This window comes from Lentzea sp. NPDC051838 (assembly GCF_040681245.1).
In the GTDB taxonomy this organism is placed as follows: Bacteria; Actinomycetota; Actinomycetes; order Mycobacteriales; family Pseudonocardiaceae; genus Lentzea.
In genome coordinates this window covers 189,390-203,657 of sequence record NZ_JBFAYI010000002.1, presented here as the reverse complement: position 1 = coordinate 203,657, position 14,268 = coordinate 189,390, and the positions used below count along the sequence as shown (strand labels likewise).

Annotated in this window: 12 protein-coding genes; 3 read left to right on the top strand and 9 right to left on the bottom strand. The window is 68.6% G+C overall.

All coding sequences use genetic code 11. The features are described from left to right. The first annotated feature begins 39 nt into the window (after positions 1 to 39). Positions 40 to 2,373 (top strand): Tex family protein, encoded by a 2,334-nt coding sequence (locus AB0M24_RS06915; RefSeq protein ID WP_363761990.1) that lies wholly within the window; start codon positions 40 to 42, stop codon positions 2,371 to 2,373. Positions 2,374 to 2,452: 79 nt separating this feature from the next. Here AB0M24_RS06915 and AB0M24_RS06910 read toward each other — a convergent pair whose 3' ends face one another. After that, a complete protein-coding gene (locus tag AB0M24_RS06910; protein ID WP_363761988.1) occupies positions 2,453 to 3,691 on the bottom strand; it encodes an ABC transporter substrate-binding protein in 1,239 nt (412 codons plus the stop codon). A gap of 273 nt (positions 3,692 to 3,964) precedes the next feature. On the opposite strand from AB0M24_RS06910, the gene AB0M24_RS06905 reads away from it, so the two are divergent. After that, positions 3,965 to 5,500 (top strand): NAD(P)/FAD-dependent oxidoreductase, encoded by a 1,536-nt coding sequence (locus AB0M24_RS06905; protein ID WP_363761986.1) that lies wholly within the window; start codon positions 3,965 to 3,967, stop codon positions 5,498 to 5,500. On the opposite strand, the gene AB0M24_RS06900 is transcribed toward AB0M24_RS06905, so the two are convergent. From AB0M24_RS06900 to AB0M24_RS06870, 7 genes are all read right to left on the bottom strand, one after another. Continuing rightward, positions 5,494 to 6,363, bottom strand: a complete 870-nt coding sequence (locus tag AB0M24_RS06900) for an ABC transporter ATP-binding protein (protein WP_363761984.1) — start codon at positions 6,361 to 6,363, stop codon at positions 5,494 to 5,496. The genes AB0M24_RS06905 and AB0M24_RS06900 overlap by 7 nt on opposite strands. Positions 6,364 to 6,382: 19 nt before the next feature. Then, positions 6,383 to 6,760, bottom strand: a complete 378-nt coding sequence (locus AB0M24_RS06895) for a GntR family transcriptional regulator (RefSeq protein ID WP_363761982.1) — start codon at positions 6,758 to 6,760, stop codon at positions 6,383 to 6,385. 36 nt (positions 6,761 to 6,796) lie between these two features. Continuing rightward, positions 6,797 to 7,765, bottom strand: a complete 969-nt coding sequence (locus tag AB0M24_RS06890; protein WP_363761980.1) for an ABC transporter permease subunit — start codon at positions 7,763 to 7,765, stop codon at positions 6,797 to 6,799. Beyond that, positions 7,762 to 8,493 (bottom strand): ABC transporter ATP-binding protein, encoded by a 732-nt coding sequence (locus AB0M24_RS06885; protein WP_363761978.1) that lies wholly within the window; start codon positions 8,491 to 8,493, stop codon positions 7,762 to 7,764. Before AB0M24_RS06885 ends, AB0M24_RS06890 begins: the two co-directional genes overlap by 4 nt. A gap of 127 nt (positions 8,494 to 8,620) precedes the next feature. Next, on the bottom strand, positions 8,621 to 9,250 hold the full coding sequence (locus AB0M24_RS06880) for a DUF4041 domain-containing protein (protein ID WP_363761976.1): 630 nt from the start codon (positions 9,248 to 9,250) through the stop codon (positions 8,621 to 8,623). A 75-nt stretch (positions 9,251 to 9,325) separates the two neighbouring features. Further along, entirely contained in the window at positions 9,326 to 10,084 is a 759-nt protein-coding gene (locus AB0M24_RS06875) for an LLM class flavin-dependent oxidoreductase (protein ID WP_363761974.1), read from the bottom strand. Positions 10,085 to 10,114: 30 nt separating this feature from the next. Continuing rightward, positions 10,115 to 10,585 carry a hypothetical protein gene (locus tag AB0M24_RS06870; RefSeq protein ID WP_363761972.1) on the bottom strand — a complete coding sequence of 157 codons (471 nt, stop codon included), beginning with the start codon at positions 10,583 to 10,585 and terminating at the stop codon, positions 10,115 to 10,117. 142 nt (positions 10,586 to 10,727) lie between these two features. Here AB0M24_RS06870 and AB0M24_RS06865 point away from each other — a divergent pair, with 142 nt between their 5' ends. Beyond that, positions 10,728 to 11,267: a hypothetical protein gene (locus AB0M24_RS06865; protein ID WP_363761970.1), complete on the top strand. Its 540-nt coding sequence runs from the start codon at positions 10,728 to 10,730 to the stop codon at positions 11,265 to 11,267. On the opposite strand, the gene AB0M24_RS06860 is transcribed toward AB0M24_RS06865, so the two are convergent. After that, positions 11,257 to 14,049, bottom strand: a complete 2,793-nt coding sequence (locus AB0M24_RS06860; RefSeq protein WP_363763019.1) for a BTAD domain-containing putative transcriptional regulator — start codon at positions 14,047 to 14,049, stop codon at positions 11,257 to 11,259. The two genes, AB0M24_RS06865 and AB0M24_RS06860, sit on opposite strands and share 11 nt — an antisense overlap. Between the last annotated feature and the right edge of the window lie 219 nt (positions 14,050 to 14,268).

Below are 14,268 nucleotides of genomic sequence, written 5' to 3'. Positions count from 1 at the left end.
GTGCCACGTCGAATCGGACAGCGGGCAGAATGGCGCGCTGTGACAACGCTCATCCACCAGAAGATCGCTGACGAGCTCGGCGTGGCCAGCGGCCAGGTCAGCTCTGCTGTCGAGCTGCTCGACGGTGGCGCGACCGTCCCGTTCGTCGCCCGGTACCGCAAGGAGGCGACCGGCGGTCTCGACGACGCCCAGCTGCGCACGCTCGAGGAACGCCTCGGCTACCTGCGCGAACTGGAAGAGCGCCGCGCGGCCGTCCTCAACTCGATCCGCGAGCAGGGCAAGCTCAACGACGCCCTCGAGGCGCAGATCCTCGCCGCCGACTCGAAGGCGCGGCTCGAGGACCTCTACCTGCCCTACAAGCAGAAGCGCCGCACCAAGGCCCAGATCGCGAAGGAAGCCGGTCTCGAACCGCTCGCCGACGCGCTGCTGGGCGACCCCGGCCTGAACCCGCAGGAAGAAGCCGCTCAGTACGTCGACCCCGCCAAGGAGGTCGCGGACGTCGCGGCCGCTCTGCAGGGCGCGCGGGCCATCCTGGTCGAGCGGTTCGGCGAGGACGGCGACCTGATCGGCGACCTGCGCGAGCAGATGTGGACGCGCGGCCGCGTCGTCTCCAAGGTCCGCGAGGGCAAGGAGACCGAGGGCGCCAAGTTCGCGGACTACTTCGAGTTCGACGAGCCGTTCGCGAAGCTCCCGTCGCACCGCATCCTGGCGCTGTTCCGCGGCGAGAAGGAGGAGGTCCTCGACCTCGTCCTGGAGCCGGAGGAGCCTCGCGAGGAGGGTCCGTCGACGTTCGAGGTCCGCATCGCCTCCCGTTTCGGCATCGACGACCGCGGCCGCCCCGGCGACAAGTGGCTCACCGACACCGTGCGCTGGGCCTGGCGGACGCGGATCCTCGTGCACCTGGGCATCGACCTGCGCGCGCGCCTGCGCTCGTTCGCCGAGGACGAGGCCGTTCGCGTCTTCGCGTCGAACCTGCGCGACCTGCTGCTGGCCGCCCCGGCCGGCACGCGCGCCACGATGGGTCTCGACCCCGGCTACCGCACCGGCGTGAAGGTCGCGGTCGTCGACGCCACCGGCAAGGTCGTCGCGCACGGCGTCATCCAGCCGCACGTGCCCGCGAACCGCTGGGACGAGTCGATCGCCAAGCTCGCGGTGCTGGCCAAGCAGCACAACGTCGACCTGATCGCGATCGGCAACGGCACGGCGTCGCGCGAGACCGACAAGCTGGCCGCCGACCTGATCAAGCGCCACCCGGAGCTGAAGCTCACCAAGATCGTCGTCTCGGAGGCGGGCGCGTCGGTCTACTCGGCGTCCGCCTACGCGTCGTCCGAGCTGCCTGGCCTGGACGTGTCGATCCGCGGCGCGGTCTCGATCGCCCGCCGTCTGCAGGACCCGCTGGCCGAGCTGGTGAAGATCGACCCGAAGTCCATCGGTGTCGGCCAGTACCAGCACGACCTGGCCGAGGCGAAGCTGTCGCGTTCTTTGGACGCGGTGGTCGAGGACTGCGTGAACGCGGTCGGCGTCGACCTGAACACGGCGTCGGTGCCGCTGCTGACCCGCGTCTCCGGCATCACCGCCGGTCTCGCGGAGAACATCGTGCTGCACCGCGACGCGAACGGTCCGTTCAAGACCCGCAAGGCCCTGATGGAGGTCGCGCGGCTCGGCCCGAAGGCGTTCGAGCAGTGCGCGGGCTTCCTCAAGATCCGCGGCGGTGACGAGCCGCTGGACGCTTCCTCGGTGCACCCCGAGGCGTACCCGGTGGTGCGTCGCATCCAGGAGTCGGCCGGTGCCGAGCTGATCGGCAACACCGCGGTGCTGACGAAGGTCCGGCCGGAGCAGTTCGTCGACGACCAGTTCGGTCTGCCGACCGTCACGGACATCCTGCGCGAGCTCGAGAAGCCCGGCCGCGACCCGCGCCCGGCCTTCAAGACCGCGACCTTCGCCGACGGCGTCGAGAAGATCGCCGACCTCAAGCCCGGCATGGTGCTGGAGGGCGTCGTGACGAACGTGGCCGCGTTCGGCGCGTTCGTGGACATCGGCGTGCACCAGGACGGCCTCGTGCACATCTCGGCCCTGTCCAACACCTACGTGAAGGACCCGCGCGACGTCGTGAAGTCCGGCGACGTGGTGCGGGTGAAGGTGCTGGAGGTCGACGAGGCCCGCAAGCGCATCGGCCTGACGCTGCGCCTGACCGACGAGCCGGGCAAGCCCGCTCCGAAGCAGCAGGGCGGCGGTGGCGGCGGGCGTGACCGCGGCGGGCGTCCGCAGCAGCGTGGCGGCCAGCAGCGCGGTGGCGGGCAGCAGCGCAACTCGCCCCCGCCCGCGAACGGCTCGATGGCGGACGCGCTCCGCAAGGCGGGCTTCGGCAAGTAGGCGGAGAACCGACGAGGAAGAGGCCCCTTTCCGACTGTGGAAAGGGGCCTCTCTCGTCAGTGCCTACTTCGCCCGGAACCTACTTCGCGCGGGTGCCCTTGGCCTTCACCAGCTCCGACTCGAACAGCTCCTCGACGGTCGTCAGACCACCGGGCGCCGACTTGTCGACCTTGGTGATGTACGACTGCGTGGACGAGGGTCGTCCGACCAGCGAGTAGTGCAGCGTGCCGGTCAGCCCCTTGGTGTCCAGGCCGTTGGTGTCGTGGAACGCCTTCAGCACGCCGTCGCGCGTGAGGTCGCCGTTCCTGCAGGCCTTCTCCACCACCGACAGGAAGACCTTCGCGACCGTGTAGCCGTGGTCGACGTACAGCGCGGGCTTGTCGTTCGGGTAGTTCTTGCTGAACGCCGCCGCCACCTCGCGCGGGCCGGGCTGGGAGCCGGTGAACGGCGCCACGGACGTCACCACGGAGACCTGCTTCTCCACGGCGGCGGCGACCGGCGACTCCAGCAGTGCCGGGTCGTAGCCCACGACGTTGACCATGAACGGCACGTCCCACTTCAACGCCGCGGCGACACCCACGGCGGCCGCGGTCTGGGCGGGCGCGGTGCTCAGCACGATCGCCTTGGCGCCCTGTGCCTTCAGCGACGCGACCTGCTGCGACAGGTCGGCCCTGATCTCGTCGATCGGCTGCTCGGCGATCTTCATGTTCCACTGCTGCCCGACGAACCGGCTGCCCTCCACGGCGTTGTCGCCGTAGCTGCCCTGGACGTAGATGTGACCGATCGTGTCGCCCTCTTTGATCACGCCGCGACGCTTGTAGTGATCAAGTCCGTTGATGACGTCGAGGTCGTAGGTCGTGCCCACGATCATCATGTGCGGGTTGCCGAGCAGCGACGCGGCCCACGACGCGGGCGCGGTGAGCGTGCGGGTCTGCATGATGTCGGGCTCGATGGCCGCGGTCATCGGCGTGCCCGCCAACTCCAGCAGGCCCAGGACCTGCGGTTCCAGGTCGAAGTACGCGTCGAGCGCCTTCTGCACGTCGTACGCGTGGTCCTTGAGCTTGAGCTCGACCTTGCGACCGCAGATGCCCCCGCGGTCGTTGATCTGCTTCAGGTACAGCTCGTAGCCCTTCATGCGCGTCATCGCGGACGCCTTGAAGGGACCTGTCATGTCCGTGAGGATCCCGAGCGAGATCGTGTCAGCCGTTACGCCCGGACCGGTCTTGACCTGGGGTTTCTCATCCTCCTTCGCGCCACAGCCGGCCACGAGGACGGCGAGCGCTAAAGCAGGGGGCAGTACACGGCGGCGGAAGGGCATGCAGCAGTCCTTGTCGGAAGATCAGCGGCGAACATACTAAGCGGTAGCTCAGTATTCGTTGAGGCGTCACATAATGCCTCTCTATGTGGTACGGAACACAGGAACGTAAGGTTCATGTGACTACCGCTCGACTACGGAGTGTGCTAGCTCTTCGGTGCCGAACGAAATGAGATACGGCGTCGTCCATCACAATCGGATACGTCCAGACGGGGCACCCAGGCGCGTCAAGATCTGAAAAAGTGGCCAGACACACGGCATTTTCTGGAGGCGCGCGTGACTGAGGTGGACGCGGTCGTCATCGGTTCAGGCCCGAACGGCCTGGTCGCGGCGGCTCTGCTGGCGGACGCGGGCTGGGACGTGCTCGTTCTGGAGCAACGTGACACGCCAGGTGGCGCAGTCGCCTCCGCCGAGATCACCGCGCCCGGCTTCACGAACGACGTCTACAGCGCGTTCTACCCCCTCGGCCTCGGTTCACCCGTCCTCAGTGCGTTGAACCTCGACGTGCAGTGGCAGCACGCACCGGCCGTGCTCGCTCACGTGCTGCCGGACGATCGCGTGGCTCTCCTCTCTCGTGAGGTCGAGGCAACCGCGAAATCCGTGGGTACGTTCAGTCACGGCGACGCCGATCGCTGGCAGTCCGAATACACGCGCTGGTTGTCCGTACGTGACGCCGTGCTGAACTCGTTGTTGCGTCCGTTCCCACCGGTGCGTGGCGGTCTGTCTCTCTTGAAGGCAGGCGTTGGTGACGCGTTGAGGCTCACGCGCCTGTTGACGCTGCCGGTGCGGCGTCTGGGCGAGGAGCTCTTCGAGGGCGAGGGCGCTCGTGTGTTGTTGGCGGGCAACACGATGCACACGGACCTCGGCCCGGACCAGGCCGGTGGCGCGGGTTTCGGCTGGTTGCTGGCGATGCTCGCGCAGGAGGTCGGCAACCCGGTGCCTCGGGGCGGAGCTGGTGAGCTCACGGCTTCTCTCGTACGTCGCTACGGCGGCCGCATCGAAACGGGCGCGCGGGTGACGTCTGTTCTGCACGCGCGCGGTGTCGCCGTGGGTGTGCGTCTGGCAGATGGTTCGACAGTGCGCGCACGCCGGGCCGTACTGGCCGACATCCCCGCACCGAACCTCTACCTGGACCTGATCGGCGAGGAAGGTCTGCCGTCGCGGCTGGCCGAGGACCTGAAGCGGTTCCAGTGGGACGGCGACACGATCAAGGTCGACTGGGCGTTGTCCGGCCCGATCCCGTGGACCAACCCGGAAGCCGCGCAGGCAGGCACGATCCACCTCGGCGGCGACGTCAACGGCCTGGCCACGGTCGCCCACGAGCTCGCGTGCGGCAAGGTGCCGCGCAACCCGTTCATGGTCATGGGTCAGATGACGACGACCGACCCGTCACGCTCCCCCGCCGGCACCGAAGCCGCGTGGGCGTACACGCACGTACCGCTGGGCGGCAACTGGACCGCGGAGCGTCTGAAGCGGCGCGCCGACCGCCTGGAACTGATGATCGAGGAACGCGCGCCCGGCTTCCGGTCCCGCATCCTGCGGCGAAGCGTTCTCGGCCCGCAGGAGATCGGCTCGGTCAACGGCGGCACGAGCGCGATCCACCAGCAGCTGGTCTTCCGGCCCGTCCCCGGTCTCGGCCGCGCGGACACCCCGTTCGACCGCCTCTACCTGGCCGGTTCCTCCGCGTGGCCGGGCGGTGGCGTGCACGGCGCGGCAGGAGCGAACGCGGCACGGGCGGCGCTCACGCGGTGGGGTGCGGCGGGCGAGCTGTACAAGACCCTGATCCAGGGCCTGCACAAGGCGATCTACTGACTCTGGCGCGCGAGCCTGCGGGTGCGTGACGCCCGCAGGTAGCCCATCACCAGGCCCTCCAGATCCGGACGCGTGCTCTCCCAGCCGGAATGCACCGACCCGCCCCGCACCATCGCGGTCATCTGCCGCGGCGTGCGCGAGGAGTCGACCACCACGCCGTCCGTCTCCAGCAACGCCTCGGCCGGCCCGACCAGAACCTGATGGTCCTCCAGGATCTCCTCGATGTCCCCGGCCACCTGCACGCGGCCTTCGTCGAGCAGCAGCAGGTGGTCGCACACGTCACCGAGGTCGGTCAGCAGGTGCGATGACAGCAGCACCGTCGTGCCCCGCTCGGCGACGTCGGTCATGACGATCCGCAACGTCTCGTCGCGCGCCAACGGGTCGAGGTCCGCCAACGGCTCGTCGAGGAGCAACACCTTCGGCAGCCGTCCCAACGCGAACGCGATCGAGACCTGCGTGCGCGCGCCGGCGGACAACGTGCGCACCTTGGCGTCCTTGTCCACGCCCGCAAGGAGATCCAGCACCTCGAACGCGCGCTCAGCCGACCACCGGTCGTTCATCGCCGCACCCGCGCGCATCACCTCGCGCACGGTGAACTGCTCGTACAACGGCCGTTTCTGGGTCAGCAGCGACACGTCCGGGTGCATCCGCCCGCGCACCGGCGTCCCGTGCACGCTCACCGAGCCGTGCGTCGGCTGCGCGAGTCCCGCGATCAGCGACAGCAACGTCGACTTGCCCGCCCCGTTCGGCCCGACCAGCCCGGTGACGCTGCCCTCCGGCAGTTCGAACGTGCAGTCGTCGAGCGCGCGCAGGCGGCCGAAGTGCTTGGCGACGCCCTCAGCGCGCACCGGACTGTCGTTCATCCACACTCCACAATGGACTCTAGTAATGCGCGGACCGCACGTCCGTGTAGATCGCGTCGACCTCGTCCACCGACAACCCCTCGCCCACCGCGCGGCCCATCCACTGGTCGAGGTCCTGCCGCAACGGCGCGTCGGCGCGCGTGGCCTCCGTCGCGAGCGAGGCCGTGATGAACGTGCCCATCCCCCGCCTGCCTTCGACGAGACCTTCGTGCTCGAGCTCGCGGTACGCCTTCAGCACGGTGTTGGGGTTGACCCTGGTGGCCTCCACCACCTCCCGTGCCGTCGGCAGCTTGTCCCCGGGCCCCAGCAACCCCATCCGCATGGCCTGCTTGACCTGTGCGGCGATCTGGAGATAGGTGGACACCCCGGAGTGCCGATCGATGCGAAACTCGATCACGCCGCTCAGCATAGGTGTCCACCCGTCCACTCCAGGTCATACCTGCCTGCGCACGGCCCACACCGAGCCCAGCACGAACAGCACCGCCGCCCCGGCGAAGATCGACGCCTCCACCAGGTGCAGCGTCATCACCTGGTTGACCGGGATCTGGTCGACGTACGCCTTCACCAGACCGTGCTCGCGGTAGCACGCGACCAGATCGCCCGTGTTGTACGAGCGCCCGGCGCAGTTCAGCTTCCCCGAGACCGACGCGGGATCCACCTCGGCACCAGAGGGGGTCAGGTAGCCGCCGTCGACGTACAGCGGCCCCCGCTCGATCCTGTAGTCGATCGGGTCGTCGTACACGACGCGCGTCGGCGTGAGCATGAGGCGCCGCACGCCGTTGAGCACGAACCGCGCCGCGACGAAGATGACGAGCGTCAACGTCATCGCCACCAGCGTCCGCCGGAACAACGCGCCCGCGAACATGCCGAGCGTGTAGGCGAACACCGTGTACGCGATCGGCGACACGCCGCTGCCCTCGAAGTTCGTGAGGTAGAACGGCCCCGCCGCGAACGGCCCCAGCTTCCCCGCCGCCAGCAGCCAGCTCCGCACGACGACCTGCGCCACCCCGACCGCGACCAGCGCCGGCAGGCCCGCGACGACGAACTTGGTCACCATCCACCGGGTCCGGCTCACCGACTGCGTGAACGCCAGCGTGTGCGTGCCCTGCTCGTACTCCCGCGCGAACAGCGGCGCGCCCACGAAGAGGCCGACCAGCAGCGGCAGGACCAGCATCCCGGCCAGCGCCACGTGCATGACGTCGAACCAGCTGTTCTGGAACTCGCGAACCGCACTGCCCTGACAGGCGTCGATGCCCTTGGCCACGCAGTCGAGCAGGTTGCGGGCGTTGATGTCGTTGATCATCAGCATCCGCAGCAGCAGAATCGTCGCCGCCCCGACCACCAGCCCGACGGCCAGCGTGATCAACACAGGACGCTGCTGACGCCACACGATCCAGGTCATGCCGCCACCTCCTCGCGCATGTGCGCCAACGCGAGCTGGCTGAGGCTCGACTGGGGGTGCTCCCGCAACAGCTCGTGAACGTCACCCGCGAGCCGCACCCGCCCGTTCGTGAGCAGCACCAGGTGGTCGCACACGTTCTCCAGCTCCGCCAGCACGTGCGACGACAGCAGCACGGTGATGCCGTGTTCCCTGCTTTCCTCCACCAGCGTCTGCAGCACGGTCTCGCGCGCCAACGGGTCGAGGTCCGCCAACGGCTCGTCGAGCATCAGCAGCCGGGGCCGCTTGCCGAGCGCGAGGGCCAGCGCGACCCGCGTGCGCTGGCCGCCCGACAGGGTGCCGACCTTCGCTTGCGTGGGGACCTGTGCCTTCCGGATCAGGTCTTCGGCGTACCGCTGGTCCCACGTCGGGTTGGCGTTGCGGCCGTAGTGCAACGTCTCGGTGACCGTGAACTGCGGATACAGCGGCTTGGCCTGCGTCAGGAACGCGACCTTGGCGTGCATCCCACGCCCGTTCGGCACGTCGCCGAACACCTCGATCCGGCCCGCGGTGGGCCGGAGCAGTCCGGTGATCATGCCCATCAGCGTGCTCTTGCCGGCCCCGTTCGGCCCGACGAGCGCGACGATCCTCCCCTGCGGAATCTGGAGCGTGCAGTCCCGCAACGCCCAGCCCCGCGAGTACTTCTTCCCCAGGCTCTCCGCCACGACGGGCGGATGCTCCCTCAGTCCCATGGGAGCCACCGTACCACCCTTTCACTAGTTACCTAGTGAAAGGGTGGTGAAGGGTCATCCACCTGCGCGAACGCTCACAGGGAACGCCGGCAGGACCTCAGGCACGCACAGAAAGTGCCCCCAGACGTCAGGAGGCGATGCGGCGGGTGCGGCGGCTCTCGGCCTTGCGCTGAAGGTGGTCGGCGGTGAGCTCCAGCTCGTAGGACCGAAGAGCCTGGTAGCGGGGCGAGATCCGGAGGGAGAACGTGCCGCTGAGCCGTTCGATCGCCGACGCCGCGCGATCGAGCCTCCTGCGGGCTGCGTCCAGGCCACCGGCTCGCAGCATGCGCAGGCAGTTCTCGGCCTCGCAGTTGTACGAGCGGAGCATCAGCGCCGACCAGTCCTCGACGAGCCGGCGCCCGGTGGCGTCCGACCCGTTGTAGGTGACCTCGCCGCCGCCTTCGATCGCGACTCCGGTCTTGATCAGCGTCTTCATCTCGCTGTGGATCAGGTCGAGCTGAGCCTGGTGGTCCAAAGCGGCGTCGGTGCGGAACACGCCGGCCCGTTGGAACGTCAGCTCTTCCTTCAACGGCTGGAGCTCTGAGCGCGCGTTCTTGATCCGGTGGCGCAACGCCACCAGCTCGGCTCCGGCGCGGTCGACCTCCTCCAGCGCGTGCGTTTGCGCTGTTCGGGCGTCACCGATTCGAGCGAGCAGCTCCTGCAGGCCTTCCACTACCCGCTCCAGCTCCGTGATCCGGCGGTTCTTGCGCCCGAGCATGCTTACCTCCCCGAACAGCGACGAAAGGCCCACGACCGTTCCATCGCAAGGAGGTATCCGTCGTTATCTACCGCGCTATGCACTCACTCCATCGAGTGAACCCACGAATCGGACGAATCCTTCGGGGTCCTCGCTCGTGGCCGACTGCTGCAAGATCACGCTGGTAGCGCCCGCGGCGGCGTAGGAAGCGACCAGGTCCGTGACGAACGCGCGGTCCCGCGAGTCGGTCTCGACGTAGACGACGATCGGGTGCTCACGTGAAGCCCGCGTCGAACGCACACGCGAGAGATCAGCGGAAGCGTCCAGGATCGTGCCGTCACCGACCTCACCGGCGAGATCCAGCGTCTTGGGGCCGAGGCCGCCCACGTAGATCGGCATCGGCGCGTGAGGCGGCCAGTCCAGCGCAACGCCGGTCAACGACACATAAGTGCCGGAACAAGTCACCGAGGAACCAGACAGCAAGGCGCGCAACGCATCCGTGTACTCGCGCAACAACGTCAGCGGCGACGACACCCGCGCGCCGACCTGCCCCATCCACGACTGCAGGCCGTGGCCGACCCCCAGAGTGACGCGGCCGGGGAACAACCGGTCCAACGTCGCGGCTTCCATCGCGGTGAGCGCGACGTTGCGCAACGGCACCGGCAGCAGCCCGACGCCGACCTTCAGCCGGGAGGTCCAGGCCAGCGCGGCGGAGGCGCACGCGATGCCGCTCTCCAGGAAGCAGTCCTCCCACAGCCACAACGAGTCCACACCGGACTCCTCGGCGGCGAGCACGACGGAACGCAGGTTCTCAGGGGGAAGCTGGGGCCGGTAGACAGCGCCGAGTGTGGTCACCCGTCCACTTCTACCGGCCCGTGCGTCAGCTCAGCAACCGCAGTTGTAGTACGTGACGTCCCAGTGGTTCGACTCGAGGTAGTAGATGTTGCCCGCGTTCGACTTCCACTTGTTGCCGCCGATGGACGCGAACTTCGACTTGATGTAGTTGGTGACGCAGCTGGACAGCGAGTAGTCCAGCTTGTAGCCGTTCCAGTGCGAGTAGGTGCCGGACGCGTGACCGGTCTCGGTGCCACCGGAGATGTTCAGCGCACAGCCCGACGCGCTCTTGAAGGTCTTCGCGCCGGCGATGGTGGTCTGGTTGACCTGTTCGAACGAGGTGCAGTTCGGACGGTTGCGGTCGCTGCAGCCACCGCTGGAAGACCAGGTGATGCCGGCCGCGCGCAGCTGCGCGGTCGCCTGAGCGTGGGTGTACTTGGCCGGTGCCGCCGAAGCGACGGACGCGCCCATCAGCAGAGCGGCGAACATCGCGATCACCGCGGCGATCGTGCGAACGAACATGCTCTCTCCTTATGCCCAAACCGAAGTGCGGCAGAAGCTAGGAACGAGCGGTAAAGGCACGCCTAAATCGGTCTTTGGCCGATCTTTGGCGCGGTCGTGGACAGTCCCGGTCGTCATCAACCAGGGGATCGGAGCAACAACGATGCGCATTCGCCACGCCGTCGCGGCGACCGCACTCTCGCTCGGACTGCTGTCCGGCGTCACCGGCATCGCCCAGGCGGCGCCGGAAGAGGGCACCATCGGGCAGGTCGAGGTCGCAGCCGCGGGCTACGGCGGTTCGATCAGCCGCACCGAGGTCATCAGCCGGGCGAAGAACTGGTGGGACCGCAAGGTTCCGTACAGCCAGACCGCCTCCGCGTGGGACGTCAACCACGGCAAGCAGTACCGCACGGACTGCTCCGGCTTCGTGTCCATGGCGTGGAAGCTGACGTCCAGCCGTACCACGTCCACTTTGGACGAGGTCGCCACGAGGATCTCGTGGGCGAACCTCAAGCCGGGCGACATGATCCTGCGCAACGGCCACGTGAAGCTGTTCGAGAAGTGGGCGAACACCGCCCACACCTCCGTCTGGATCTACGAGGAGGGCAGCACCGCGACCGACATGGACCACGAGACCGTGACGATCGCGACGCTGAAGGACGGCGGTTACGCGCCGTGGAAGTACAAGAAGATCACGGGCTGACCAGCGCCCACTGAGCGCGCCAGCCGGGCACCTCCCCCAGTTCACGGGTGCCCAGCCGCGTGAACAGTTCGGCTGCTTCACCCCAGCTGCGGTCCGCGCCTGACACGTCCCCCAGACAGGCGTGGGCCGCGCCGAGGTCTCTGAGCGTGCGTGCCCGCCACAACGGCAGCCCCAAGTCGGACCACGCCGCCAGAGCCTCGGTCAGCACCACCCGCGCACCGGCGAAGTCCCCCGCCGCGAGCCGCCACTCCCCCAGCGTGCGGCGGACGAGCGCCTCGCCGAACCGGTCGCCGACGTCGCGGCAGCCGTCCATCGCGATGCCCAGCAGCTCCTGCGCCGGGTCGAACGAACCCTTGCGGATCAACACCTTCGCCCACGCCTGGGCGGTGTAGCAGCCGAGCAGCTCGTCGCCGGTGCCCGCGACCATCTCGTGAGCGCGCACGATGTGCTCCTCGGCGAGGTCCAGCTCACCCCTGGCGCGGTGCACCAGCCCGATTCCGCGCGCTGCCAGCGCTTCACCTCGCCGGCTCTGAGCCGCGCGATAGGTCGTTTCGGCCAGCGTGAGGGTCTCCAGGGCACCCTCGTCGTCGCCCAGTTCTCGTTTGATGGAGCCGATTCCGTAGAGCGCGTGCGCGACGCCTTCCGGATCCTGCGACTCCAGCAGCTCGCGAGCCCGGCCCAGGGCCTCCAACGCGCACGGGTACTCGCCCAGATCCCGGCACACCATGCCGATGCCGTTCATCGCGACGGCCTCGCCGCGCTTGTCGCCCAGGTTCACGAACAACGTCTGCGCGGTGTCGAACCACTCGCGCGCTTCGGCCAGGTTGTCCCGCTTGTAGTGCATCTGGCCGAGGCTGCACCGCAGCACCGCTTCGAGCCTGAGGTCTCCGGTCTTCCACACGGCTTCCAGCGCCGCTGTGTGTGTTCGTTCCCAGGCCTCGTAACGGTTTCGGAGCCCGAACCAGGCGAACACCAGCACCTCGGCGAGCTGCGAGGCGATCTCCGCGAGCCCCAGCTCCGCCGCCCGTTCGACCAGCTTGGTGAGCAGGTTCTCCTCGCGGGCGAACCAGGCGTCCTTGTCGGCGGGGCGCGCTGCCGTGGTCACTATCCCCAGCGAGTCCTGCATGCGCGGCACGGCGAGGAAGAGCTGCTCGGTCAGGCCGTCCACAGTGGACAACGCGGCGACCACGGCCCTGCGCACGGCGTCTTCGCGTTCCTGTCGCGGGTCTTCGGCCTCGGCGAGCTCACGGGCGTGCAGCCGCACCAGCTCGTGCATCCGGTACCGGGCACTGCCGATGACGTCGAGCAGCCGCGCGTCGACGAGCTCGTCCAGCACGTCCTCGTCGAGCAGGTGCGCCCACAGGAAGCTCGGCACCTCGGGCAGCCCGAGGAACCCGAAGATCCGGTACGCGCGCCGGGTGTCCTCGTCCAGCGCGCGGTACGTCAGCTCCAGACTCGACCGCACGGCGAGATCGTCCGCAACGAGCTCGTCGAGCCTGCTGCGTTCGTCGGAGAGGCGCCGCACCAGCTTCGACACCGGCCAGTGCGCGCGTCCGGCCAGTCGCGCGCCGGTGATCCGCACGGCGAGCGGCAGGTACCCGCACAGCCGCGCGACCTCCTCGGCCTGGTCGGGTTCCGTCGCGACCCTGTCGTCGCCGAGGATGCGCTTGAGCAGCGTGACGGCTTCGTCGCTGCTCAGGACGTCGAGCGGGATCCGTCGCACGCCTTCCAGCCCGCACAACCGGCTGCGGCTCGTGATCAGCGTGAGGCAGCCGGGGCTGCCGGGCAGCAGCGGCCTGACCTGCGAGACGCTCGTGACGCCGTCGAGCACGATCACCACGCGCCGCCCGCTGACCGTGGCCCGCCACAGCGCCGCGCGTTCCTCGGCGGACTCGGGAATCCGCTCGCTGGGCACGTCCATGGCGCGCAGCAACGAGTCCAGCGCCCCTGACGGCGAGTGCAGGTCGACGAACAACTGCCCGTCCGGATACCGGTCGGCGATCTTGTGCGCCGCGTGCACCGCGAGCGCGCTCTTGCCGACGCCCGCCGGCCCCTCGATCCACCAGACGCCGCCATCGCTGTCGAGCAGTCTCGAGAGTTCCCTGTCGCGCCCGGTGAAGTCGCCCGCGTCGCGCGGCAGGTAGTTGCGCCGGCTGTCCCGCGCGCCTTCGAGCACGTCGCGGTAGAGCTGCTGCAGCTGCTCGCCCGGCTCGACGCCCAGTTCGTCGACCAGGACCTTGCGCGTCTCCCGGAACACCCGCATCGCGTCGGCCCGGCGCCCCGCCCTGGCGAGCGCGGCCATCAGCTGACCCCGCAACCGCTCAGCCAGCGGGTACTCCGTGACGAAGACGCCGAGCGGGTCGATCAGCTCCGCGTGCCTGCCCAGCGCGAGCTCGACGTCGACCCACTGCTCCGCGGCCGCGAGCCGCTGTACGTCCAACGTCTGCGCGAACACGACCGGCGTGCCGCGCCACAGGTCGAGCGCCTGGCGCAGCGTGTCAGCCTTGGTCTTGAGATCGGCCTCGTCGTGCGCCTGGGTCACGAGCTTGCGGAACAGGTGCAGGTCGACGTTCTCAGGCTCGGTGTTGAGCACGTACCCCGCGGCCCGGTGCTCGACCGGCAGCCCCGTCCTGCGCAGGCTGCTGATGTGCACCTGCAGCGACTTGCGGGCCTGCGGCGGCGGCTCCTCGCCCCAGATCAGGTCGATGAGCCGGTCGACAGGCACGATCTTCCCGCATTCGACCGCCAAGACAGCTAGGATCTGCGCGGGCTTCGGCGGCACTGACGGCTCGACCGGCCCCAGAATCCTGACCTCCACTGCGCCCCCACCAGTGTTGAAGATTCACGAAGTTCTGCGCGGCATTGCCAAATTCTGACGCAGCTCGACGATCCTCGGTTCCACTTCCGGGTGAAAGCACTCGAATGGCCGCAGATGTCAGTGCAACCAGACCAGAGTTTGTACCGTCCCGCCCACTTTCAGTGGGCATGAATGTGAACCTTT